This is a genomic window from Halomicrococcus pelagicus, from assembly GCF_050954125.1.
The window spans coordinates 1-23,448 of the sequence record NZ_JBPBWC010000003.1 but is presented as its reverse complement, the minus strand read 5'-3'; the positions used below and the strand labels follow the sequence as shown (position 1 = coordinate 23,448).

Here is a 23,448-nt window from a genome sequence, read left to right as displayed (position 1 = left end):
ACCGCGCGGGCGTACCATCCCGAAGTATTCAAGGCGCCACTCCCGCGAGAAAAGAGCGTGACGGAGTCCGACTACTGCAAGCGGACGGCGGTCACTCGCCTCGCGGTGGAGCCGCGGGACCGGGAGCGACTGCTGGCGATGGTCCGGGAGTGGAAGCGGGGGTGTCAGATAGCGGTCAACAGCGCCTGGGGACGCTGTCACACGCGCAACGAGGTCCAGCAGCTCGCGTACGACGAGCTTCGCGAGCGCACCGACCTGGGGAGCCAGCACGCCGTCCTCGCCACCCACCGCGCCGCCGAAGCGGTCAAGGGTGCGATCGACCGGGGGCAGGCCGACGACCCGGGCGCAAAACCCGAGTTCACCGCACCGACGGTCGTCTACGACACCCGGACGATGACGGTCTTCGACGACCGCACCGTCAGCCTCACGACGACCGACGAGCGCGTCCGCTGTGACCTCGTCACCGCCGAAGACGGGTACCAGTCGCGCTATCTCGACGACGACCGCTGGGAACCCGCCAAGAGCGCCCTCCACTACCGCGACGGCGAGTTCGACCTCCACCTCGGCTTTCGCGCGTCCCGGCCCGCCGTGGACCCGCCGGGCGAGGATGCGACCGTCCTCGGCGTCGACCTCGGCGTGGAGAACCTCGCGGTGACCAGCACCGCGGAGTTCTTCCCGGGGGGTGAACTCGCGCACCGCCACCGCGAGTTCGTCGACCGCCGGGCGAGCCTCCGGGCGACCGACACCCGGAGCGCCCGCCGCACACTGCGCAGGACGGGCGACCGCACGGACCGACATGCCCGCGACTACCTCCACCGGGTCGCCGGCAGCATCGTCGACGAGGCCGAGCGACACCGCTGCGAAGTCGTCGCGTTCGGCGAACTCGGTGACGCCCACGACCGACTGCAGGACGCCGGGGAGTTTCACGAGTGGGCGTTCGAGCGACTGTACGAGTTCGTCTCCTACCGGGCCGCCGAACGCGGCATCACCGTGGTGCAGGTCAACCCCGAGTACACCGGCCAGCGCTGCACCGCCTGCGGGTTCACCCATCCCCAGAACCGCGACCTCGACCGCAACCACTTCGAGTGCCTGAAATGTGGCAACGAGGCCAACGACGACTACAACGCGGCCAAGAACGTCGCGTTCCGGTGCGTTCGCCGCGGGCCGCTCTCCTCGCCCGGCGTCGGCGCGGCGTACTGCGCGTTGTCCTCGGGTCGGGTGACGCCGGACGGCGACTTCGTTCCGAACGCGGAACTGTCGGAAGTGCCAAAGACTTAGCCGGCGGAGCGCCTACGACCGGGTATGCCAGACCCAGTCGTTCGCCGGTCGGACGATATCGAGTACGAGAGCGTCGACGCCGCCGACGGCCTGTCGAAGGGCGTGCTCGTCGGCGAGGACCAGAACGCCCCCAACTTCGCCGTCCGGCGGTTCACGCTCGAGGCCGGCGCGGAGGTTCCGAAGCACACCAACGAGGTCGAACACGAGCAGTACGTGCTGGAGGGCGAGTACGTCGTCGGCATCGGGGACGAAGAGTACGAGGTGAGCGCGGGCGACTCGCTGTTCATCCCCGCCGGGACCGTCCACTGGTACCGCAACGAGGCCGAGAAGGCGGGCGCGTTCATCTGCGCCGTCCCGAACGGCGACGACGAGATAGAACTCGTCGAAGACGCCTAGCGGTGTTCGGAGAGGGAGACGACGGCGTCGATGTTCGCCGCTACCCACGCCTCGTCGTCGGTCGCGTCGCGCATCCTGACCAGCGGTCGTTCGCGCTCTGCGCCGTCTTCGATCTCTAGTTCCACCCGTTCGTCGAACCGCTGGGGCAACTGTTCCTCGTGCGTACTCGTCTCGTGCGTGCCACTCATAACAACTCTCGCGCCTGTGGCCTGGCGTAACGGTGCGACCGGCTTTGTTATGAGCCGCTTTCACGACGGTATCCTGGCGATACCGTTTCGCTCCGCCGTTACGGGCCGCTTGAATCCATCGTAACGAGCCGTTTCTCCGCGCCCGGCGTCGGGCGACGGCCTTAGCAACGGCGTATCGACACGGCTGGCGAATCGACCGTCGCTGACCGGTGAGTGTGGGAGAGCTTATAAATTCCTCCGCGTGTGGCGGTGTGGGGTATATATCACTCGGCCGTAAATTCGTGTCTGTCAATGTCTACCGAAAACACGTGGACCGTCGACACCGAGCCGTCGGTTCGGAGCATCGAGGATATCGACCTGAACGAGTACAGCACGCGACCCGTGGCGAAGTTCGTCGTCGCGTTCGCCGTCGGCGCGTTCTTCTTCCTGTTGCCGATTCCGTGGGAGGGCCAGATAACCGTCCCGTTCGACATCGCGGTGAGCTACGTCACCGACAACTTCCCGGACGCCGTCGGGGTCTATTCGCTCGCTATCATCGTCGCTGGCGGCGTACTCACGACGCTCGCCGAACTCGACGCCAGGCGTGGCTGGTTCGACGTCGACCTCTCGTACTACGAGAGCTCCGTTGGATTCTGGTTCCTGCGCGTCGTCGGGACGATTCTCGCACCGGTCATGTTCTTCAAGCTGGGGCCGGCGTGGCTCCACTCGAACGGCACCGGCGGGTTCATGTGGGGAACGCTGGTGTACAGCGTCGGCGTCATCATCCCGATAGGTGCGGTGTTCATCACGGTATTCGTCGAACTCGGGGGACTGGAGTTCGTCGGGACGCTCGCCCGTCCGCTGATGAAACCGCTGTTCAAGCTCCCTGGCCGGGCCGCACTCGACAGTCTCGCCTCGTGGGTCGGGTCCTACAGCGTCGGACTGTACGTCACCCGGAACGTATTCGAACGCGGCGGCTACGACAAACGCGAAGTGTTCACCATCGCCACCTGTTTCTCGACGGTCAGCATCGGGTTCGTCGGCGTCGTCGCCGTCACGCTCGACATGCTCGCGCTCTTCCCGATCATCTTCGCAGCGTACTTCGTCTGCGTCGTCGTCTGCAGCGCGATTCTCGTCCGGATTCCCCCCATCAGTTCGATTCCCCGGGAGTACGTCGCGGAACCCGACCCCGAAGTCCCGTTCCAGGGGTCCGGACTCGACTACTTCCGGTTCGCCGTCAGCGAAGCGGTTGGCAAGGCCGAGGAGGGAGAGACGTTCTTCGAGGCGGCGAAACGAGGGTTCGTGGACGGACTGCGGCTCACCAGCCTCATCCTCGGAACCATCCTCGCTGTCGGACTGGCGGCAGTGCTCTTGTCCGCGTACACGCCGACGTTCGACGTCCTGGGAACGCCGCTCGTTCCGGTCGTCGCGGCGCTCGGCATCCCGAGCGCGGAAACCGTCGCGCCGGCGACCATCGTCGGCATCACGGAGATGTACGTGCCGGTCCTCATCGCCAAGAACGCCGCTCCGATGGCGAGATTCTTCGTCGCCGTCCTCGCGGTGTCGCAACTCATCTTCTTCTCCAGCGTCGGTCCGATGATAATGGACATGTTCAGCGACGTCCCCATCCGGTTCCGTGACCTCCTGTTGCTGTTCGCGATGCGAACCGTCATCCTCGTCCCGCTCGTCGCCGCGATGACGCACCTCGTGGCCGCGCTCGGGTTGCTTCAGTAGAACTCGGTCAGCCCGGCGACGAGTTTGTTCTCCGCGCGTCGGAGGTGTTCCTCGAACGTCCGGCGTTCGACGTCCATCGCGTCGGCCAGTTCGGCCGTCGTGGTCTCGCGCGGAATCCGGTAGTAGCCCGCCTCGTGGGCCGCGAGCAGCGCCTCCCGCTGGCGTTCGGAGAGGTCCGGCAGCGCCGTCTCCGGAGTGAGCAGCGGACGGTCGGCGGTCACGGAGGCGACCTCGCGCTTGGACTCGACGGTCACCGGGAACGACTCGGCGAGTTCGCGGTAGAGGGCGGTGAGGTTCGCCGGGTCGAGCGCGAGCACGCGACACCACTTCTCGCCGTCCGCGTACCGCAGCGGTGGGACGAGCAGGCAGTTGTGGCGGGCGAGTACGGGTTCGATGCGGTCGTTCTCGTGGTCTTTCAGGCAGGCCTCGGTGATGAGCAGGCGCTCGTCGCCCTCGACCAGCCACTCGCGGACGCCGACCAGCGACTCGACGTGGTCCAGCACCGCCCGACCGCCTGGACCGCTGACGTGCAGGAGGTCGCAGTGGTCGTTGCACCACAGTTCGAGCGTCGTGTCGGTGCCGTCCGTCGCCGCCGCGTACACGCCCGGTTGTCCGACGCGCAACACCGCCTCGTGCATGGAGGCTCCGTCTCGCCGATGGTACTTAAATTCCCCTCCGCTTGCGGGGGCCGAGATATTTGCACTCTGGGAACCAAACACGTGGTAGAGATGAGCGAACAAGTCGAGGCCGACCACGACGTCGGCGAACCGAGCGAGCAGTGGCGCGAGTACCGGGGTGCACCCACGGGTACCGACATCGAGTGCGAGGGCTGGCGGCAGGAGGCCGCCCTCAGGATGCTGAACAACAACCTCGACCCCGAGGTGGCCGAGAAGCCCGAGGAACTGGTCGTCTACGGCGGCACCGGACGGGCGGCCCGGAGCTGGGACGCCTACGACGCCATCGTCGACGAGTTGCGCGAACTGGACGACGACGAGACCCTGCTCGTCCAGTCCGGCAAGCCCGTCGGTCGCTTCAGGACCCACGAGATGGCCCCGCGCGTCCTCATCGCCAACTCCAACCTCGTCGGCCACTGGGACGACTGGGAGCACTTCCACGAACTCGAGGCGAAGGGGCTGATAATGTACGGCCAGATGACCGCCGGGTCGTGGGCGTACATCGGCACGCAAGGCATCATCCAGGGCACGTACGAGACGCTGGCCGCGCTCGCGGACGAACACTACCCGGAGAACGACGGGCTTCGCGGGAAGATAGTGGTCACGGGCGGTCTCGGCGGAATGGGCGGCGCACAGCCGCTCGCCGTCACGATGAACGAGGGCGTCTGCATCGCCGCCGAGGTGGACGAGGACCGCATCGACCGCCGCATCGAGACCGGGTACTGCCAGGAGAAGACCGACGACTTGGACGAGGCCATCGAGAAGGCCCAGGCGGCCGCCGAGGCGGGCGAACCCTACTCGGTCGGGGTCCACGTCAACGCCGCGGACATGCTGGAGGCGATGCTGGAGCGAGGGTTCGTCCCCGACGTGGTCACCGACCAGACGAGCGCCCACGACGAACTGGAGGGGTACTACCCCTCCGGCTACACCGTCGCGGAGGCCGACGAACTGCGCGAGCGCGACCCCGAGACGTACGTCGAGGAGAGCCTCGACACGATGGCCCGGCACGTCCAGGGCATCCTCGACATGCAGGACGCGGGGGCCGTCGCCTTCGAGTACGGCAACAACATCCGCGGACAGGTGAAAGAACACCGGGAGATGGCGGACGCGTTCGACTATCCGGGCTTCGTCCCGGCCTACGTGCGCCCGCTGTTCTGCCAGGGGAAGGGCCCGTTCCGCTGGGCGGCGCTCTCGGGGAACCCCGAGGACATCCACCGCACCGACGAGGCGGTCACGGAACTGTTCCCGGAGAAAGAGCAGTTGCACCGCTGGATAGACCTCGCCCAGGAGCAGGTCGAGTTCCAGGGCCTCCCCTCGCGGGTCTGCTGGCTGGGCTACGAGACGGACGACGAGGGACTCACCGAGCGGGCGCGGTTCGCGCTCCGCATCAACGACCTCGTCGCCGACGGCGAGATAGAAGCGCCCATCGTCGTGACCCGCGACCACCTCGACGCGGGCAGCGTCGCCTCGCCGAACCGCGAGACGGAGGCGATGCAGGACGGCTCGGACGCGGTCGCGGACTGGCCCATCCTGAACGCTCTCCTGAACTGCGCGGCGGGCGCGGACATCGTGAGCGTCCACGACGGCGGGGGCGTCGGCATCGGCAACGCCCTCCACGCGAACAACCACGTCGTGCTCGACGGCTCCGACCTCGCCGCCGAGAAGGCCCGGCGGGTCTTCACCACCGACCCCGGCATGGGCGTCGTCCGGCACGCCGACGCTGGCTACGACATCGCGCTGGAGGAGTCGGAGAAGTCGAACGTCGCCGTCCCGATGCGTGACCGAGAATGACGGGACTCACGCACGCCTTCGAGTGGACGGGGACCTCGGCGGACCCGAACGACGAGCAGTTCGGCCACGTCGTCGAACGGGCCGCGCTCGCGGACGCCGACCGGTACGACGCCGTCATCGTCGGCGAACCGTACGACGGCGCGGTCATCGGCCGGCCGGGTGCCCGCGAGGGACCGGCCGCCGTCCGGAGCGCGCTCGCGGGAACGAAGACCCACCACCTGGACGCCGGTCCCGTCGGCGACGTGGCGGACCTCGGCGACGTGGACGTGCCGACGGGCGAGAGCGTCGCCGACGTCCAAGACGCGATAGGTGAGACGACCGCGGCGGTCCACGACACCGACGCGCTACCGGTGTTTCTCGGCGGCGATAACTCGCTGACGGTGCCGAACGTCGCGCCGCTGCTCGACGAGTCGGTCGGCGTCGTCAACTTCGACGCCCACTTCGACTGCCGGGCAGTCGACGGCCAGCCGTCCAGCGGGACGCCGTACCGCCAGTTGCACGAGGCGGGGCTGGACGCCTACGCCGTGGTCGGTGCGCGTCACTTCGAGAACTCGACGGCGTACGCCGACTACGTCCGCGAGCGGGGCGAGGTCGTCACCGCGGAGGAGGTCGGCGACGACCCGGTCGAGGCGGTCGACACCGCGCTGGATGCGATGGCGGACGTCGATTCGGTGTACGTCGGCGTCGACCTGGACGTGCTCGACGCGGCCGCGGCGCCCGGCGTGAGCGCGCCGACGCCGGGCGGCCTCTCGACCCGGGAGCTGTTCCGCTCGCTCCGCCTCGTCGCCAGCGGAGCGCGACGCGCCACGGCGGACGCCGGCGGGCCTCGCGACCGCGTCGCGGGGTTCGAGGTGGTCGAGTGTGCGCCGCCGCTGGAGTCCGGCGACCGCACGGCGCGGGCCGGGGCGCGAGCCGTCGCCCACTTCCTCGCCGCGGCCGCGGGAGGTGGACGATGAGCGACGTCGACGCCGTGGTGTACGACGCGAACGAGATAGTCACGGTCGAGGAGAACGGCGAACTCGGCGTCTACGAGGACGCGGCGGTCGCCGTGGTCGACGGCGAGGTGGCGCGAATCGGCTCCTCGGGCCCGGTCACCCGCGAGTTCCCGCCGGAGAACGCCGCGCACGCGGTCGACGCGGACGGGAAGGCCGTAATTCCGGGGTTCGTCGACCCCCACACGCACGCGCTGTTCGCTGGCGACCGCTCCGACGAGTTCGAGTCGAAGTTGCGGGGGAAGACCTACCAGGATATACTGGCGGAGGGCGGCGGTATCCTCCGGACGGTGCGGGCCACGCGGAACGCTGGCGACGACCAGCTGCTCTCGAACCTGCTCGACCACCTCGACACGATGCTCGCGCACGGCACGACGACGGTCGAGGTGAAGTCGGGGTACGGTCTCGACACCGAGACGGAGCTTCGGATGCTCGACGTCATCGACCGCGCCGACGACCGCCATCCCGTCGACGTGGTGCCGACGTTCATGGGCGCTCACGCGGTGCCCGAGGGGAGAGAGATGGAGGAGTACGTCACCGAAGTCGTCGAGGAGCAGATCCCCGCCGTCGCCGACCAGGGCGTCGCGGAGTTCTGCGACGTGTTCTGCGAGGAGGGCGTCTTCGACGTGCCCCAGTCGCGGCGCGTGCTCGTGACCGCGGCAGAGCAGGGGATGACGCCGAAGGTGCACGCCGAGGAACTGGCCCACATCGGCGGGACGCAACTCGCCGCCGACGTCGGCGCGGCCAGCGCCGACCACCTGCTGCACTCGACCGAGGAGGACGTCGACGCGCTCGTCGAGGCGGGCGTCTCGCCCGTCCTCCTCCCCGGAACGGCGTTCGGTCTCGGCGCGGACTACGCCGACGCCCGGACGTTCCTCGACGCCGGCGCGCCCGTCGCCATCGCGACAGACTTCAACCCGAACTGCTACTCCCAGAGCATGGGGTTCGCCGCGTCGCTCGCCTGCGTCGAGATGGGGATGACGCCGGCCGAGGCGCTGGTCGCCGCGACGAAGAACGCGGCCAGGGCCGTCGACGTCGAGGACGGCACCGGGACCCTGCTGGAGGGGACGCCCGGCGACCTCGCGGTGCTCGACGCGCCGACCTACGTCCACGTTCCCTACAACTTTGGCGTGAATGCCGTCGAGACCGTGGTGAAGGGCGGCAAGGTGGTCGCGGACGGTGGCGACGTGGTCGAGAGCGGGGAGGCGGTCGACCGTGCGTGAGCAGTCGACCACGTCCGAACGGTTCGTCGCGCGTCGGTGGTCGACCGTGCGCGAGCGTACTGCCGCGTACGAGCGTCGCTCGTGGCCGCTCGTCACGGTCGCTGCGTCCACGAACCCGAAGGGATTTGTCGCGGTCCTGAATAGTCGCCGGTATGCGCCGCCGTCGATTCCTCCACGCGTCGGGCGTCGCCGCCTGTGCGTCGCTGGCCGGCTGTTCCGCATTCGGAAAGACGATACACCTCCACAACCCGGAACGGGAAGACGACGAAACCCGGGCGTCCTGGGTGTTCCGCGAGGGCGGGACAAAGCTCCTGAACGTCGGTATCGGCTACAGCGGCCTCTCGGAGTCCGCGTATCGGCCGCTGGAGTATCACACGTGGCACCGGGAGGGGACGACCGTCGAGTCAATCCGCCTCGAGTTCGGTTTCGGTCGACCGGCTGGCGAGGTCCCACCGGACGTGTACCTCGACACCTTCGACGGCAGCCCGGACCCGGAGATTCGCTTCCGCGACGACCACGACGCGGGCGCGACGATACTGGAGATACCGGACGTCGGCCCGGTCGGTATCGGGTCGCTCAGTCTCCAGTTCCTGGTCGAGCGGCCCGACTCGACGCCCGAGGAGATGCACGTCGTGATTCGCGAGGTCCTATCGGAGAACGGTCGGTTCGGCGACCGCTACGTCGCCGAGGCGGACGGCAGGGTGTCGTTCACCGGCGGCGACGGACGACCCTGAGCGTTCAGGAGGTACGAGCATGACCGAGGTACGCCTCGACGGCGAGAGCCTGACGCCGGAGGACGTCGAGCGCGTCGCCCGCGACGACGCGCCAGTCACCGTCACCGACGACGCCCGCGAGCGCGTCCGGGCGGCCCGCGAACGCGTCGACGCGGTCGTCGAGAGCGGCGACGCGGTGTACGGCGTCAACACCGGGTTCGGCGAACTCGTCGACGAGCGCATCCCCGCCGAGGAGATAGAGACCCTGCAGACCAACCTCGTCCGGAGCCACGCGGCCGGCGCGGGCCGCGAGTTGACCCGCGAGGAGGTCCGGGCGATGATGGTCGGGCGCGTCAACGCGCTCGTGAAGGGCTACTCCGGCGTGCGCGAGGTCGTCGTCGACCACCTCGCGACGATGCTGAACGAGGGAGTTCACCCGGTCGTCAACTCCCGGGGAAGCCTCGGTGCGAGCGGTGACCTCGCCCCCCTCGCGCATCTCGCGCTGGTGCTCGTCGGCGAGGGAGAGGCCCGCGTCGAGCGACGCTCGACGGACGGGGCGAGCGAGGAGGAGAGCGACCGCCGAGCGGACGGCGAACGACTCGACGGCGACGCGGCGCTCGCGACCGCCGACCTCGAACCCCTGACGTTGCAGGCGAAGGAGGGACTGGCGCTCATCAACGGCACCCAGTTGACGGTCGGTCTGGCCGCGCTCGCGGTCCGGGACGCCGAGCGCGCGATACGGGCCGCTGACGTGGCCGGCGCGCTCACGACCGAGGTGACGATGTCCACGACCGCCTCCTGCGACCGGGCCATCGCCGACGTACGTCCCCACGCCGGCCACGCCGCGAGCGCCCGAAACGTCAAGCGACTCACCGCCGACTCCGAGATAGTCGAGTCCCACCGCAACTGCGACCGCGTGCAGGACGCCTACTCGATTCGCTGTCTTCCCCAGGTCCACGGCGCGGTCCGGGACGCCGTCGCCCACCTCCGGAACGCCGTGGAGACGGAACTCAACAGCGCGACCGACAACCCGCTCATCTTCCCGGCCGACGCGGTCGACGAGCGCGCCAGCGGGACCGGCGACGCCGCCGTCCTCTCCGGCGGCAACTTCCACGGCGACCCGCTCGCGCTCCCGCTCGACTACCTGACGAACGCCGTCACGGAACTCGCCGCCATCGCCGAGCGACGGGTGGACAGGATGTTGAACCCGAACGTGCAGGAACCGCACCTGCCGCCGTTCCTCACCGAACGGCCCGGCCTGCGCTCGGGGTACATGCTCGCCCAGTACACCGCCGCCGCGCTCGTCAACGAGAACCGCGCGACCGGCCGGCCGTCGATGGACAACACGCCCGTCAGCGGCAACCAGGAGGACCACGTGAGCATGAGCGCCCAGAGCGCCTTCGACGCCCGGAGCGCGGTCGAGAACGCGCTGACCGTCGTCGGGGTCGAACTCCTCTGTGCCGCCCAGGCCGCGGAGTTCGTGGACCGCGAGGCACTGGCGGCGGCGGACGCGACAGGTAGCGCCGACCACCACGGCGAGGACGACGACCTCTCGCACGGGGTCGGGACGGGCGCGGCCTACGACGCGGTGCGGGAGGTCGTGCCGCCGCTCGTCGAGGACCGACCTATCCACGAGGACATCGCGACCGCAGCGACGCTGGTCCGGTCCGGCCTGCTCGAAGCGCGCGTCGAGGACGACCTCGACGAGTCGCTGGAGTAACAGTCCGAAGTCGGCCGGAGCGCGACTACGCTTCCGTCCCGGTCCGGTTGCCCGACCGCACGTCGCCGTCGCGGCCGAGCGCCCAGAACCCGTGGTCCGGACAGCGGAACACCCGGTCGAAGACGCGCTCGGACTCCGCGTCGCAGTCCGGACACGGGCGGGCCGGGTCCTCGGCGTCGGTGTCGGCGTCCATCGCGTCGTACACCTCCTCCCAGCCGGTGCTGGGCGAGGACCGCTCGTCAACCATCGTCGCCTCCCGCACCGCAGCGGAAACAGCCCGCTCGCATGCGGGAGTCGGTGCTTTCGAGGCCGCAGCGCTCACAGCGCCAGTACTGGTGGTCGAGGCGTCCGTCCGCGTCGAGTCCCTCGTGCGGCCCGGTTATCGGTTCGGGAACGGTGCTTTCTTGTAACCGTCTCGTATGGGTGTGCATTGGGCTTGCTGGCAGAGGCACGCCCGGCGTCGGGGTGCTGGTGACACCCCGACCGTTTCACGACGCCAGGCGTCGTTCATCGCGCTGTTCTCCCGCCCATCGCGCTCGTACGACTACTCGCGGCTCCGTCTTCGTTCGACGGTTCGTCGTCACCCCCCAGAAATGCTCTCGAACGCGGTGGACCGCGGCCGTCGAGTCGACCGCGTCCGCTACTGCGCAGGAGGCTCCGACTCGCCGGACTCGCCAGCGTCGCCGGCGTCGGCCTCCTCGTCGAGGCCCTCCAGCGCGTCGATGGCCGCCTCGCGGTACTGTTCGACCGGGAGGTCGTACTGCTCGCGCGCCATCGCGGCGTACTCGTTCGCGTCGTCGTCGAACGCCGCGACGCGTTCGATGGTGCGCTGTGCCGTCTCGACGACCCAGCGGTCGCGCGTCGAATCGTCGACGACCGTGATGGACTCGGGACGCACCGAGACGTTGACCGTCCCGTCGTCCGTCTCGAACGTGCGCGGTTTGCCCGCGATGGCGACGTACGCCGGCGGTTCGAGTTCGCGGAGCATCCCCGCGGCGTCGGGCTGGTACTGGCCGGCGTAGACGAAGAACGTCCCGGTCGGGTCGACGACCCGGCCGCGCCAGTACTCGCTGTCTTCGCCGACGTCCTCCTTCTCGGTCAGCGTTCCAACGACGAACACGCGGTTCGCCCGCTCGCCCGTGGGGAGGAGCAGGTAGACCGGTGCGCGTTCGTCCTCCGACTCCTTGAACGTGTAACTCGCGTCGTTGAACTCCGCGGCGAACGCACGCCGCGCGACTTCTCGCGTTGGTGCACCACTCATATCAGATCGACCTCGCTTTGATGAGCGCTTCCTCGGCATCCACCGGCCCGGTCAGCGTCTCCATCTCGTCGACGAGCAGGTATCGACCCATCGTCGGCCCGGAGACGCGGTAGTAGTGTCCGAGCGTCTCTTCGCGCATCTCGTCGGCGACGACCGTCGTGTCGAGCGCGTCCATCGCCATCTGTTTCGCCTCGTCGAGCGAGATGCCGGTCAGTTCCTCCGTCGCTCCCTCGTCGAAGATGACTTCGTGCACGTCGACGCCGTCGTCCAGAACGCCCTTGATGCGCAGGTCGAACTCGCCCTCGACCTCGCCGTGTTCCGAGCAGCGACCGTTCTGGAGGACGCGAGTGCAGTCGTCGTGGGGACAGCGCTTGATGAGGCCGCTGCCGGACTGGATGTCCACCAGCGCGCCCTCGATCTCCTCGCTGTCGTCGCCGACCTCCATCTCGCGGTCGAGTTCCTCGATGGTGGTCGTCCGGTTGAGCTTCACGGAGTAGTCGCCCTGGTACTCGTCGGTGACGACGTTACCGAGTCGGTAGACCTTGCCCTCCTCCAGTTCCGGGAGGTCGGACTTGGCCCACTTCGTGAACTTGATGGTGCCGCTCTCGTCGCCGAGCAGGCCGACCTGCCCGACGGCGTCGCTCCGGGGCTCCCAGAGGTCCACTACCTTGGCGGTGACGTTCAGCCACTGCTCGTCGGTGTCGATGTCGGCGAGTTCGGCTTCCTCGGTGCCGCCGCCACTGCGAATCTCGTCGCGTTCGAGGCCCGCCTCGTCGAGGTAGTGGCTGACGACGCTGCGTCGAGCCTCCTCCATCGGCACTCTGTACTCGTTGACCAGGCTGTCGAGACGCGACGCTACGTCGTCTACCGTCACGTCCAGGTGGTCGGAGAACTGTTCCTGAATCTCTTCCGCATGCTGTCGCACATCGGTCATGGTTTGCTCCACGTCTCCGCTTTGGTTTCCACGGGAGACGTATCGGGGTTGGTGCGCGATGGTATAAAAGGTTACGTAGCCGGAGTGAAAGTGTAAAGTCGGGGGAGCGGCGTCGAGACTGTGCATACGAGCGGTTTGAAGCTGGCGTTTTCGGGCGGTTCGAGAGCCCTCTTCGGTTCGTCCGGAGGGTGGTCTGGGTTAGAACAAGCGTGAGACCGGTGATGACCCGAAATTCCTTGTCCATCGCCGACAGAACGACGGGCATGAGCGACGTCGTCGTCGAGCGCCTGTCTCCCGACAAGGCCTTCGAACTGATGGCTCACGAGACCCGGTTCCGCATCCTCCGCGCGCTGGACGAGGTCGACGACCCGCTCGCGTTCACCTTCTACGCGGCCCTCGACCTGGTCGACGACCGCGAGGCCGAGACCACCAGTTAACCTATCTACCTCTACCCACAAACGCGACGCATGGACGACCGCCTCGAACGCTTCCTCCGTTCGAAACTCCGGAAGGCGGGCAAGAAGGTCGAAGAGCGACGCAGGTCCACCAACGACCAGATCTCCGATGCGAAGGAGGCCTACCGGAACGCCCGGGACACCGCGCTCGCGGACCTTCCACAGGACGAACATGGCCGGGCGAAGATAGTCTGTCGGCGGTACGTCGAACGCCGGGCGGTCCGCCTCGACCCCGAGGGTCGTCCGGCCTGCTTCGACCCCGACCATCCCGACTGCGAGGGTTGCGTCGAGGACGTCCGCGACGGGCGCGTCGAGACGTGGTGACCGGAGTTCCGGACGAACGAGAGCGACGTTCGGGAGGGTCCTGCCGGCGACCCATCAGGCGTCCGAGGCTCCGCGACCGAACGCCCGGACTGCGGCGGAACGGGACGGCCGGCGAATCGGCCGACCGCTCGACGTGTTGGTAGCCGGTCCTGACGACGGGGGCGCAGTTGCTCTCGCCGCGACGTTCGATCGACGCGGCCGATTCTGACCGCAGTACGCCCGGTGAACGGTCTAGAAGCCGGAAGCTGCTTCAAATAGGCAACTCTATTTAAATAGTATTCTAGCGTATCTACATGATGAGGAGGAATTACGATGAACACTGAGTACGAGAGTGGCACCGAAATGGTATCGAACACCGCCGCCGAGGGGTGGCGCGGAATGATGGGAGCCGGAATCGTCGTGGCGGTCCTCGGCGTCCTGGCGATACTGTTCCCGTTCGTCACGGGCGTCTCGCTGTCCATCCTGCTCGGCGCGGCGCTCGTCGTGGGGAGCCTCGTCCACGTAGCGGCGGCGTTCTCCGGCAAGGGATGGACGGGATTCGTCGTCCAGGGGCTGCTGGCGGTCCTCTACGCCGTCGCCGGCATCTCGCTGATGGCGAACCCGGTCGTCGGACTCGCGACGCTGACCGTGCTGGTGACCGCGTTCCTGTTCACGGCCGGCGTCTTCGAGATCGTCATGGGCGTCCGGGCGCGGCCGGAGAAGAACTGGAGCGGACTCGTCGTCAGCGGCGCGCTCGCGCTCGTGTTAGCCGGACTCGTCTGGGTGAACTTCCCGGCGAGCGCGGCCTGGGCCATCGGCCTGCTCTTCGGCGTGAAGCTGCTGACCAGCGGTCTGGCGATGGTGTTCGTCGCCATGGGCGGCCGCGAGACGGCCCGCGAGACGACCACTCCGCCGGGGAGCGAACCCCGCGGAGCCTGAACCGACTCTTTTCGCGCTCCACAGGAACTGACGGGGCGAGCCTCGTGCAGCGAAGACGAGCGGACGAACCGGAGGTCATTCCTCGTCGAAGTCGCCGACTTCCTCGTCGGGGAGCGTGATGAGGTTCTCGCGGCCGATGCGGAGCTTGTCGACCTGCCCCTCGTCGGCCATCGACGACAGCAGTTGCGACACCTTCGCGTTCGACCAGTTCGTCTCCGTGACGATGTCGGCCTGTTTCATCCGACCACCGTTTCGGCGGAGCATGTGTTCGACGCGTTCCTCGTCGGAGAGCAGTTCGGGGTCGGTGTCCCCGTCCGACTCGTCCGGTTCGGGAGCGAGGCTGCCGGCGCGGTCGAACGTCTGCTCCTCGGCGGGCGGCGCGTCGTCGGACGACTCCCCGTCGCGTCGCTGCGCCAGGACGTAGAGACCCGCCCCGCCGGTGCTGACGACGAACAACAGGAGGACGATTCCCAGTATCCCGCGCCAGTCGAAACTCTCCTGGGACGGCCCCTGGCCGCTGTTTTTCTCGTACGTCACCGCTATCTCGCCGGGGAAGAACGACGTCGGGCCCTCGTAGCGGAGCGTCCCGTTCTCGTGACCCTTGTTCGGCGAACTCTTGACGTGGTACCCTTCCGGTTTCTGGATGACGAGTCGCTGGTCGTCCCGCAGTTCCCAGAGCCACGTCGAGTTGCCCCCGTCGAGGAGGAAGGCGTCGCGGACGACGATACGGTCGCCCGGCGTCCGGGAGAAGTTCGTCCAGGTGAACGTCAGCGATAGCCGCCCCGTCCCGTTCCCGACGTGGTAGCTCCGGTCGACCTGCCGTATCCGCATCGTCCGACCCGTTTCGTCCGCGGCCAGACGAGCGACCTTCCGGAACAACTCGACGGAGTAACCCACGTCGTTCTGGCCGCGTTCGAACTCCTTGCCGAGGCGCTCGAACGCGGCCGTCTCGTTCGCACCGTCGAGCGCGAACCTCGTCGAGACGTTCCAGTGGGCGTCACCGTCGGATTGCGGCGTGACGTACATCGTCGTTCCGTTCGACCGCGTGACGTTCGCCGGCGCCGACCGGTTCGCGACCGCTGCGTCGACGTCGGTGGGGGCGTCGACGCTCGCGGCCACGCCGGGACGTGCAGTGGCGTCCCAGCGTGCGCGTATTTTAACGAGTAAGTTCCTAAGCAACGATTATGAGTCGAGCCCTCCCCCTTATCCTGTCGTTGCTCCTTCTCCTTTCGCCGTCGGCGTCGACGCGCCCGCGGCGGAGAGGCCACCGAGCGAGAAAGAACCGAATCCGGTACAGCCGCCCGGGTTCAACAACACGTCTTCGCATCTGAGCCTCGGAACGCCGGGCAGAACCGACGTCCACTCGCCGTCTATCGGACTCGGAACGGCGCTGGCGATGGACACCGAACGGACCGAGACCCGACACCAGATGTACACGCTAGAGGAGCGCCTCCAGTCGGCGAGCGGTCGCCAGGAGAAAAATCAGATCCTGCTCCGCTACCAGTTCTCGATCAAGTCCCGGCTCTCGACGCTACAGAACGCGGAGCGCGCCGCCAGCTAGAAGTACAACGACGGAACGCTCACGACGCGGCAGTACACTCGCAGACTCGCCCTCATCGATGCGCAGGCGGCCGGCGTCGAGCGGTCGATAAGCTGGATGGCGGAGCACGCGGACGACGTCCCGCGGTTCGCGCCGCAGGTCTGGACGCTCAGGGGCGACCTCGTCACGCTACAGGGGCCGGTCAGGCAGTCGATCGGCAGGACGATTCGCGGCCAGTCGGACGCCAACGTCGTCTCCGTCGCGGCGACGAAGGCGGGGGTCGTCCTCGCGACGACTCGCGATTCGCAGTACGTCCGCGAAGCGTACCGGGCCGACTACCGAAAACCGAAGACGACGGGGACGATGTCCTACCGGGAAGCCCAGAACGTCACGGTCTCGCAGTATCCGTGGCTGCAGTCGAACTCGGTCAACGTGGACAAGAGTACCGACGTGCGATACAGTTCGGTCGGCATCTGGAAGACCGACTTCGTCCACCCCTAGGGAGTCATCGAGGCCTACCTCGACGGCAGCACGAAGGAGGTCTTCCGCGAAGTCCAGTACAAGGACCTCACCGGTCCGTATCGGGTCCCCTACGGTCCGGCAGTGCGGAACAACTCCACGGACCTCGAACTGGCGGTCAACCGGACGTACTCCGGGGGTCCACTCCGGATCAACCTGACCGACGCGAACGGTAATCCGGTCAACGGCACCGTCGAGGTCGCCGGAACCGAACTCGGACCGACCGGCGCGGACGGGGTCCTGATGACCGTCGCTCCGCGCGAGCAGTTCACCGTTCCGCTCGACGCGGACTGAACACCGTCTCCGTGACCGTCCGTCCGTACGGCGTCCAGGCCGAGAACGCCACGTCCGGCCCGTCCGAAACTTGAAGTACGGAGACGGGGCCACCTCGGGGCGTGTCGTCTCGCGCCCTCTCGCCCGCCGTCGGCACCGTCCTCCTGCTGGTCGTGGCATTCGTCCTCGCTGGAGGGGTCGGGACGCTCGCGCTTGATACGACCGTGCCGCGAGAGCCGACCCACGCCGCCCTCGCCGTCTCGGCCGACGCGGAAGCCGACCGGCTCGTCTTGCTCCACCGAGGCGGCGACCCGCTGTCAGTCGAGCGGCTCTCGGTCGCCGTCCGAATCGACGGGACGCCGCTCGACCACCAGCCGCCGGTCCCGTTCTTCGCCGCGACGGGGTTCCGACCCGGCCCGACGAGGCCGTTCAACAGCGCGACGAACGAGACCTGGACCCCCGGCGAACGGACGGCGATAGAACTCGCCGGGACGAACGACCCGCTCCTCGACCCGGGCGACCGCGTCCTGGTCCGCGTCCGCCTCGACGGTCGACTCGTCGCGGAGGTGTCGACGACCGCGGGCTGAGTTCCCATTCGTCGAGTCCAGGAGTCCGACGCCCCGGTCGAGAATCGAGCGTTCGCCGAGAGGTGCTCGCAGAGAAGACGTTCGTCCGGCGGTTCGTCACTCCTCGGGCACGCGCGCTACCGTCGTTATGGCGACGTCGGGGTCGTACGAGGGGCCCATCTCGCGATGGCGGACGTCGTCGTAGCCCGCCGCGTGGAACATCCGGTCGGCCTCCTCGCGGTCGTAGAACAGCATGATGGCGTCAGCGACCTTCTGCATGACGCCCGTCTTGGGGTAGTTCGGGCCGACGACGAGCACCTGACCGCCGGGTTTCGTCACGCGTCGCATGTCCCGCAGCGTCGCGACGGGGTCGGGCCAGTACTCGATGGACCCCGACGACCACACCACGTCGAAGGTGTCATCGCGGAACGGCAGGCGCTCGGCGTCGCCGCGATAGAAGCTGACGGGGTCGTGCTTGCCGAGCTTGTCCCACGCCTTCTCGAGCTGATGGACGCTCTGGTCCAGCCCGTGGACGTTCTCGGTCCGCTCGAGCAGCCCCTCGGTGGCGAAGCCGGTACCGCAGCCGACGTCCAGCACGCGGTCGTCCTCGTCGACGTCGAGCATCGATATCGCTTCCGCTCGCATCTCCTCGTTCCAGACGAACGGGTTGACCGTGTCGTACACCTTCGAGAGGTACTTGTAGAAGACCCTCGCGCGGCGCTTGTTTTCGAGGATGCCCATTGTTCGACACGTTTGCTCCGACGCTCATCAATCCCACCGGTTCGCGTCCGCGGTTCGCCAGCGCCCGGGACTACGGCGACGGTCGGCCCGGCTTGCGCACCGTCACGTCACCGTCGGGAGTCACGCCGACGAGCAGCGGCTCCTGGACCGCCCGACCGTCGACGGCGTCGCCCGCCGAGTCGCTGATGAGCTTCATCAGTTCCGGCGCGGCGTGGCTGACCTTCACGCCGGCGTCGTCGCAGGCGTCGTACACCCGAGAGGGAACGTCGTAGAGGTCGGTTCCGGCGTCGACCTCGATGCGCACCGGCGCTTCGAGGGCTGCCGCGAACGCCACCGTCTCGCGCGCCTTCCGGACGTTCCCGCGGGCGCTGGCTTCGACGCTGGAGACGTTGGCCCGCGACGTCCCGAGCGCGTCGGCGATGGCGGCCTGGGAGAGTCCGCGCTCGCGGAGCGCGAGCACCTCCGCCTGCCGATACGTGAGCACGCTCTCGTCGGCGTCGAACCCGGCTTGCCGGAGCAGTTCGTCGGCGTCGGGTTGCTGGCTCATACCGACCGATAGGAGTCGGGAGCGAAAAAAGGTCCGTCCGCGGCGAGCGAACTCCGTCGAGACGAGAGAGACCGGGGACTGTCCACGCCCGAAACGGTCGTCTCGTCGGGCCTCACCCGCCCCAGAAGTTGTCGCGGCTGCCGAGTTGGGGCGGTCGCTCGCTGCCGTCGTCTTCGGCGGTCTCCTCGTCGTCAGCGGTCGCCTCGTCGTCCGCTTCGTCGGCGTCCGCGTCCGCTTCGTCTGCGTCGGGTTCGTCCGCTTCGTCCATCGGCAGACGTTCGACGAGGTCGGCGCGAGCGTGATTGCTCTTGACGTTGATTATCTCGACCTTGGCGCGGGCCTCCGGCAGGACGCCGTCGACCATGACGATGAAGCCGTCCTCGGTCCGGCCGACGCCGGCACCGCTTTCGTGAATGTCGTCGACGTCGACGACGACCTCCTCGCCGGGCTGGACCGGGGCGGTCTTCAGGTCGCGAATCGGCTGGTTGTAGTAGTTGCACCACTCGGCCCCGCCGCGGTCACCGTAGTGGTGACACCCCATTCCATCGATGCGCTCCTCGAAACTCGGGCAGTCGTCGGCGAGTGGACAGTCCGGCATGGCTACCTCTTGTGTTCCCCCCGCCTAAACACTTCCGACAGCCGTTTTCTACGGCCCGAGACGCCGGCACGCACCGCCGTCGCTGCCCGTGGTCTCCTGTCCGAGAAGCGTCGAGCGGCGACACCCTGGATTGCGACGTTCCGACGGTCGACCTCGCTCACGCGGAGCGGGCGTCGCGCTTCCAGAGAACGTACGCGCCGCTGCCGCCGTACAGCAGGACGAACGGGAGGCCGACGGTCAGCATACCCATCATGCTCAGCGAGACGCCGAACGTCGCACAGCACAGCGCGAGCAGTCCGATGGTGAGGTACTGTCCGGTCATCTCAGGCCAGCGGCGTGCGTTCGACGACCTGTCCGTCGTAGGTCGGATACTGTTCGACGATCTCGCCGCGCTCGACGTCGCCCTCCTCGACCATCTCCTCCAGCAGCCACCACGCGAGTTCGACGTGGTCGGACTTGACCGTGTAGAACTCCTCGGGGACGCCGAGTTCTTCGAGACGCTCCCTCGTCTCCCACGTCTTGCCGTAGACGAGCGTGCCGTCGTCGGTGACGTCGTCGAACTCCCGGCGGATGTTCCGGGCCATCCGCTTCAGTCGATTGCGGTGCTGGGCCGCGTCCTTGAACACGGAGGTACAGAAGTAGACGCGCTCGTGGTCGCCCATCACGTCGAGAATCTGCTCTTTCGACCCGTCGACGGCGGACATGTGCCCGTCCTGGAGTTCGTAGCCGGCCTCCTGCATCCGGCGGTAGTTGCCGTCGGACATCTCGAACTCGTTGACGTTGCAGAACTCGGCAGCACCTTCGTCGAGGAACTCCAGAAACTCCTCCTCGGGTCGGATGCCCGGAATCTCGAACGCGGGCGTCAGTCCCTCCTCGCGGGCGATGTGAAGGATTTCCTCCCACTCGGTGCCGTGGAGGTCCCCCCAGAGTTCGTAGGGCGGGTGGAAGCGTATCTCGTCGAGGCCTGCCTCCGAGAGGCGACGCATGTTCTCCCGGCCGCCCGTGATGCCGGTGTAGAGATGCGTGTGGTGGTCCTCGCCGAACTCCTCCTTGAGCATCGAGAGGTACCGGCAGGTCTTGTTCATCGCCTCCTGCGGTTCGCCGCCCGTGATGGAGGTGCCGAGGGCGTCCATCCGCTTCGCCTCGGTGATGACGTCCTCGTCGTCCTCGACGAGACGCTCGTTGGCGTACACGTCGGTGACGTTCTTGCGGTTCTCGCCGAGCGGGCAGTAGAAGCAGTCGCGCTGGTCGCAGTAACCGTAGACGAAAAGTACCATCTTGCCCCCTTTGGCGCACTGTTCACAGCCCTTCGAGATCATTCGTTGTCATCGTTTTGCGGTCGAGCCTCAAAAAGCGTGCGAAACGACCGCTGTCGTCCCGGCTCCGTCGCGTCGTCGCGTCACGGTCGCTCCCGACCGCGACCGGCGTCGACGGCGGTCCGTCCCGGGGAGATTCCGGCCGCGAGCCCGTCCGGACGGAACTCGAATCACCCGGCGTCGGCGGGGCGCGGAGCCGTGACGCCTGTGAACGAACCCCGTTACGCGGAGGTTTTTTCGGGGGGCGCGATGTCGTGGGCAGTATGGAGACGCCGATTTCGTTCGGAACCGACGGCTGGCGGGCGACGCTGGACGAGTTCACTGCTCCGCGCGTTCGTATCGTGGGGCAGGCCGTGGCGAACTACCTGCGGGAGGTGGAGGGGCGCGAGGACGGCACCGTCGCGGTGAGCTACGACGCCCGGGAGACCTCGCGCGGGTTCGCGGAGGACCTCAGCCGGGTGCTGGCCGCGAACGGCTTCGACGTGCTCATTCCCGAGCGGGACACGCCGACGCCGCTGCTCGCGTGGACCATCGCGGACCGCGAGCTGGCGGGCGGGCTGATGGTGACCGCCTCGCACAATCCGCCGGAGTACAACGGCGTGAAGTTCATCCCGTCGGACGGCGCGCCCGCGCTCCCGGAGGTGACGGACGAGATAGAGGCGCGACTCGCGGAACCCGACCCGCTCCCCGAAGACGAACACGGCGCGGTTCGCGAAGAGGACTTCGTCGCGCCCTACGCCGACCACGCCTTCGGTCTCGTCGCCGAGCGCGCCGGGTCGGACGGGAGCCAAGGCGACGTTCCCCTCGACCTCTCGGACCTCTCGGTCGTCTACGACGCCATGCACGGTAGCGGTCGCGGCGTGACCGACCGCCTGCTGGCGGAGGCGGGCGCGGAGGTCGAGCGCCTGCGCTGCGAGCGCGACCCCGAGTTCGGCGGGTCGCCGCCGGAACCGAGCGAGGAGCATCTCGGCGACCTCGCCGCGGCGGTCCGGGAGCGCGACGCCGACCTCGGCATCGCCAACGACGGCGACGCCGACCGGTTCGCGGTGGTCACGCCCGACCGGGGCTTCCTCGACGAGAACCTCTTTTTCGCCGCACTGTACGACTACCTGCTGGAGGACGACTCGGGACCCGCCATCCGGACCGTCTCCACCACCTTCCTCGTCGACCGCGTCGCGGACGCCCACGGGGAGGAGGTGTTCGAGACGCCGGTCGGCTTCAAGTGGGTCGCGCAGGCGATGGCCGACCACGACGCGCTCGTCGGCGGCGAGGAGAGCGGCGGGTTCTCCGTGCGGGGCCACGTCCGCGAGAAGGACGGCGTCCTCGTGGCGCTGCTCGCTGCCGCCACGGCCGCCGAACGCGGCTTCGACGACCGCGTCGACGCGCTCCTCTCGGAGTTCGGCGAGATACACCAGGGGAAGATCAGCGTCGACTGCCCGGACGAGGAGAAGGCGCGCGTGCTCGACGACCTCGAAGCCGAACTGCCGGAGTCGGTCGCCGGCCAGGACGTCGAGGACGTCGTGACCGCGGACGGGTTCAAGATACTGCTCGACGACGGCTCCTGGCTGCTCGTCCGGCCGAGCGGGACGGAGCCGAAGATGCGCGTCTACGCCGAAGCGGACAGCGAGGACCGGGTGTCGGAACTGCTGGACGCGGGTCGCGACCTGGTCGAGCCGCTGGTCTAGTCCGCACCGAACCGGTAGCCCAGGTCGTCGAGCGGCCGGAACGACGTCGCTTCGACGCGCTCGATGACGACGCGTCCGCCGACGTCCACGAGGAGGTACGCGGCCGCGTCGTCGCCGCCGGTCAGAATCCGGAACTCGTCGTCCCGTATCTCGACCGCTGCGCGGTCGGTGAGCGCCAGCCCCGTCGCACCGGTCCCGCACAGCGCGTCCGCGAACGCACGCCGTCGCTCCGCGTGGGCGTGCGGCGTGAACCGAAGGCCGTCGACCCAGCCCAGCGCGTCGAGCGGTCCGTACTCGGCGTCCGGAACCGCGTCGGCGAGTCCGCCGTCGAACCAGCAGAGTGCGCCCGCACTGAGTCCCGCGAGGAGCGTCCCGTCCTGCGCCGCCGTCCGGAGTCGTTCTGCGACGCCGCGCTCGCGCCACCGGTCGAGCAGCGCGCCCGTGTCGCCGCCGCCGACGTAGACGAGGTCGGCCGCCGCGATCTTCCGTTCGACCGCGTCGTCGCCGTCGGGGTCGTCGACCAGTCGGAGCACCGTCGTCTCGCAGCCGAGTTCGTCGCCGTAGTAGCGGTGGAACCGTTCGCAGTAGCCCGCGGCGTCACCGCTCGCGGTCGGGACGAACAGCGCCGTCGGTGACGCGCCGTCCGCCGCCGCGACGACGCGCCGGTCGATTCGTTCCGTCTCTCGTTCGGCGATCTCTCCGCCGCCGATAGCTACGATGTGTGTCATGGAGTCGTGTCGTTGCGTAGTCGTGTTGTTGGGTAGCGTCGTTCGTCGCGCGATACCGTGGCTCGCCGTCGGGCGAACCGGGCGAAAACGAGGGGGAGTGTGTGGAGCGCCTGCTACGTGGCAGGCGCACTATTCGGGGCGGACGCATCCCGCTGCGTACGCAGTGTGCGAGCGGAGCGCTCGCGACGCCGGCGCGTCGGCGCGACTCGCACGCAGTCGGGTGTCATCACCTGTACCTGTTTCCCGTCGTAGTGATAAACGTTGGGTCCGTCACGTGGGGCACTGTTCAGATAAGGATGAAGGATGAGGCGGTTGGAATTCGCAGTGATCTATGCCCGAATTCGACCGCCTCAAC

28 protein-coding genes and 1 pseudogene are annotated in these 23,448 nt (G+C 68.1%); 16 read left to right on the top strand and 13 right to left on the bottom strand.

Annotated features, from left to right (window positions below):
- Positions 1-57: 57 nt before the first annotated feature.
- Both ACRYA2_RS07680 and ACRYA2_RS07675 read left to right on the top strand, forming a co-directional pair.
- Entirely contained in the window at positions 58-1,278 is a 1,221-nt protein-coding gene (locus ACRYA2_RS07680; protein WP_433626106.1) for an RNA-guided endonuclease InsQ/TnpB family protein, read from the top strand.
- Positions 1,279-1,302: 24 nt separating this feature from the next.
- Positions 1,303-1,674 (top strand): cupin domain-containing protein, encoded by a 372-nt coding sequence (locus tag ACRYA2_RS07675; protein ID WP_433626104.1) that lies wholly within the window; start codon positions 1,303-1,305, stop codon positions 1,672-1,674.
- Here the strand turns inward: ACRYA2_RS07675 and ACRYA2_RS07670 are convergent.
- Positions 1,671-1,862 carry a hypothetical protein gene (locus tag ACRYA2_RS07670; RefSeq protein WP_433626102.1) on the bottom strand — a complete coding sequence of 64 codons (192 nt, stop codon included), beginning with the start codon at positions 1,860-1,862 and terminating at the stop codon, positions 1,671-1,673. The genes ACRYA2_RS07675 and ACRYA2_RS07670 overlap by 4 nt on opposite strands.
- Positions 1,863-2,153: 291 nt before the next feature.
- Between ACRYA2_RS07670 and ACRYA2_RS07665 the strand changes: the two genes are divergently transcribed.
- A complete protein-coding gene (locus ACRYA2_RS07665; protein WP_433626099.1) occupies positions 2,154-3,575 on the top strand; it encodes a YjiH family protein in 1,422 nt (473 codons plus the stop codon).
- Here ACRYA2_RS07665 and ACRYA2_RS07660 read toward each other — a convergent pair.
- Positions 3,569-4,213 carry a helix-turn-helix domain-containing protein gene (locus ACRYA2_RS07660; RefSeq protein WP_433626097.1) on the bottom strand — a complete coding sequence of 215 codons (645 nt, stop codon included), beginning with the start codon at positions 4,211-4,213 and terminating at the stop codon, positions 3,569-3,571. The genes ACRYA2_RS07665 and ACRYA2_RS07660 overlap by 7 nt on opposite strands.
- Positions 4,214-4,303: 90 nt before the next feature.
- On the opposite strand from ACRYA2_RS07660, the gene hutU reads away from it, so the two are divergent.
- The 5 genes from hutU (at position 4,304) to hutH (ending at position 10,688) form a co-directional block, all read left to right on the top strand.
- Positions 4,304-6,040 carry a urocanate hydratase gene (hutU, locus tag ACRYA2_RS07655; protein WP_433626094.1) on the top strand — a complete coding sequence of 579 codons (1,737 nt, stop codon included), beginning with the start codon at positions 4,304-4,306 and terminating at the stop codon, positions 6,038-6,040.
- Positions 6,037-6,996: a formimidoylglutamase gene (gene hutG / locus ACRYA2_RS07650; RefSeq protein WP_433626091.1), complete on the top strand. Its 960-nt coding sequence runs from the start codon at positions 6,037-6,039 to the stop codon at positions 6,994-6,996. Before hutU ends, hutG begins: the two co-directional genes overlap by 4 nt.
- Positions 6,993-8,255 (top strand): imidazolonepropionase, encoded by a 1,263-nt coding sequence (gene hutI / locus ACRYA2_RS07645; RefSeq protein WP_433626088.1) that lies wholly within the window; start codon positions 6,993-6,995, stop codon positions 8,253-8,255. The genes hutG and hutI overlap by 4 nt, the downstream gene beginning before the upstream one ends.
- A 152-nt stretch (positions 8,256-8,407) precedes the next feature.
- A complete protein-coding gene (locus ACRYA2_RS07640) occupies positions 8,408-8,989 on the top strand; it encodes a DUF8121 family protein (protein ID WP_433626086.1) in 582 nt (193 codons plus the stop codon).
- 19 nt (positions 8,990-9,008) lie between these two features.
- Positions 9,009-10,688: a histidine ammonia-lyase gene (hutH, locus tag ACRYA2_RS07635; protein ID WP_433626083.1), complete on the top strand. Its 1,680-nt coding sequence runs from the start codon at positions 9,009-9,011 to the stop codon at positions 10,686-10,688.
- A gap of 25 nt (positions 10,689-10,713) precedes the next feature.
- On the opposite strand, the gene ACRYA2_RS07630 is transcribed toward hutH, so the two are convergent.
- From ACRYA2_RS07630 to ACRYA2_RS07620, 4 genes are all read right to left on the bottom strand, one after another.
- On the bottom strand, positions 10,714-10,935 hold the full coding sequence (locus ACRYA2_RS07630; protein WP_433626080.1) for a hypothetical protein: 222 nt from the start codon (positions 10,933-10,935) through the stop codon (positions 10,714-10,716).
- On the bottom strand, positions 10,928-11,119 hold the full coding sequence (locus tag ACRYA2_RS26630; protein WP_472850125.1) for a DUF8118 domain-containing protein: 192 nt from the start codon (positions 11,117-11,119) through the stop codon (positions 10,928-10,930). The genes ACRYA2_RS07630 and ACRYA2_RS26630 overlap by 8 nt, the downstream gene beginning before the upstream one ends.
- Before the next feature lie 209 nt (positions 11,120-11,328).
- Positions 11,329-11,949 carry an RPA family protein gene (locus tag ACRYA2_RS07625; protein ID WP_433626077.1) on the bottom strand — a complete coding sequence of 207 codons (621 nt, stop codon included), beginning with the start codon at positions 11,947-11,949 and terminating at the stop codon, positions 11,329-11,331.
- 1 nt (position 11,950) lies between these two features.
- Positions 11,951-12,883 (bottom strand): replication factor A, encoded by a 933-nt coding sequence (locus ACRYA2_RS07620; RefSeq protein ID WP_433626075.1) that lies wholly within the window; start codon positions 12,881-12,883, stop codon positions 11,951-11,953.
- A gap of 263 nt (positions 12,884-13,146) precedes the next feature.
- Here ACRYA2_RS07620 and ACRYA2_RS07615 point away from each other — a divergent pair, with 263 nt between their 5' ends.
- From ACRYA2_RS07615 to ACRYA2_RS07605, 3 genes are all read left to right on the top strand, one after another.
- The gene (locus ACRYA2_RS07615; protein WP_433626072.1) at positions 13,147-13,320 is read left to right on the top strand and encodes a hypothetical protein; all 174 of its coding nucleotides are present in this window, start codon (positions 13,147-13,149) and stop codon (positions 13,318-13,320) included.
- A gap of 30 nt (positions 13,321-13,350) precedes the next feature.
- A complete protein-coding gene (locus ACRYA2_RS07610; RefSeq protein ID WP_433626069.1) occupies positions 13,351-13,662 on the top strand; it encodes a DUF7091 family protein in 312 nt (103 codons plus the stop codon).
- A 312-nt stretch (positions 13,663-13,974) separates the two neighbouring features.
- On the top strand, positions 13,975-14,580 hold the full coding sequence (locus ACRYA2_RS07605) for an HdeD family acid-resistance protein (RefSeq protein ID WP_433626067.1): 606 nt from the start codon (positions 13,975-13,977) through the stop codon (positions 14,578-14,580).
- A gap of 75 nt (positions 14,581-14,655) precedes the next feature.
- On the opposite strand, the gene ACRYA2_RS07600 is transcribed toward ACRYA2_RS07605, so the two are convergent.
- The gene (locus tag ACRYA2_RS07600; RefSeq protein WP_433626064.1) at positions 14,656-15,699 is read right to left on the bottom strand and encodes a helix-turn-helix transcriptional regulator; all 1,044 of its coding nucleotides are present in this window, start codon (positions 15,697-15,699) and stop codon (positions 14,656-14,658) included.
- Here ACRYA2_RS07600 and ACRYA2_RS07595 point away from each other — a divergent pair.
- The 4 genes and pseudogenes from ACRYA2_RS07595 to ACRYA2_RS07580 form a co-directional block, all read left to right on the top strand.
- Positions 15,596-16,300, top strand: a pseudogene (locus ACRYA2_RS07595) (DUF7096 domain-containing protein); the annotation flags it as partial. The gene ACRYA2_RS07600 and the pseudogene ACRYA2_RS07595 sit on opposite strands and share 104 nt — an antisense overlap.
- A gap of 33 nt (positions 16,301-16,333) precedes the next feature.
- Positions 16,334-16,621, top strand: coding sequence for a DUF7094 domain-containing protein (locus ACRYA2_RS07590; RefSeq protein ID WP_433627083.1), 288 nt, complete (start codon positions 16,334-16,336; stop codon positions 16,619-16,621).
- 102 nt (positions 16,622-16,723) lie between these two features.
- On the top strand, positions 16,724-16,933 hold the full coding sequence (locus ACRYA2_RS07585) for a hypothetical protein (RefSeq protein WP_433626061.1): 210 nt from the start codon (positions 16,724-16,726) through the stop codon (positions 16,931-16,933).
- Between the two features lie 101 nt (positions 16,934-17,034).
- Positions 17,035-17,499 (top strand): type IV pilin domain-containing protein, encoded by a 465-nt coding sequence (locus ACRYA2_RS07580; RefSeq protein ID WP_433626058.1) that lies wholly within the window; start codon positions 17,035-17,037, stop codon positions 17,497-17,499.
- Between the two features lie 96 nt (positions 17,500-17,595).
- On the opposite strand, the gene ACRYA2_RS07575 is transcribed toward ACRYA2_RS07580, so the two are convergent.
- From ACRYA2_RS07575 to ACRYA2_RS07555, 5 genes are all read right to left on the bottom strand, one after another.
- Positions 17,596-18,219, bottom strand: coding sequence for a methyltransferase domain-containing protein (locus tag ACRYA2_RS07575; RefSeq protein WP_433626055.1), 624 nt, complete (start codon positions 18,217-18,219; stop codon positions 17,596-17,598).
- Positions 18,220-18,289: 70 nt separating this feature from the next.
- Positions 18,290-18,766, bottom strand: a complete 477-nt coding sequence (locus ACRYA2_RS07570) for a Tfx family DNA-binding protein (protein WP_433626052.1) — start codon at positions 18,764-18,766, stop codon at positions 18,290-18,292.
- Between the two features lie 112 nt (positions 18,767-18,878).
- Positions 18,879-19,364, bottom strand: a complete 486-nt coding sequence (locus ACRYA2_RS07565; protein ID WP_433626050.1) for a TRAM domain-containing protein — start codon at positions 19,362-19,364, stop codon at positions 18,879-18,881.
- Between the two features lie 157 nt (positions 19,365-19,521).
- On the bottom strand, positions 19,522-19,686 hold the full coding sequence (locus ACRYA2_RS07560; RefSeq protein WP_433626047.1) for a hypothetical protein: 165 nt from the start codon (positions 19,684-19,686) through the stop codon (positions 19,522-19,524).
- A 1-nt stretch (position 19,687) separates the two neighbouring features.
- Entirely contained in the window at positions 19,688-20,683 is a 996-nt protein-coding gene (locus ACRYA2_RS07555) for a radical SAM protein (protein WP_433626044.1), read from the bottom strand.
- A gap of 260 nt (positions 20,684-20,943) precedes the next feature.
- Between ACRYA2_RS07555 and ACRYA2_RS07550 the strand changes: the two genes are divergently transcribed.
- Positions 20,944-22,365: a phosphoglucomutase/phosphomannomutase family protein gene (locus ACRYA2_RS07550; protein ID WP_433626042.1), complete on the top strand. Its 1,422-nt coding sequence runs from the start codon at positions 20,944-20,946 to the stop codon at positions 22,363-22,365.
- Here ACRYA2_RS07550 and ACRYA2_RS07545 read toward each other — a convergent pair.
- A complete protein-coding gene (locus ACRYA2_RS07545) occupies positions 22,362-23,093 on the bottom strand; it encodes a Type 1 glutamine amidotransferase-like domain-containing protein (RefSeq protein WP_433626040.1) in 732 nt (243 codons plus the stop codon). The two genes, ACRYA2_RS07550 and ACRYA2_RS07545, sit on opposite strands and share 4 nt — an antisense overlap.
- Positions 23,094-23,448: the final 355 nt, after the last annotated feature.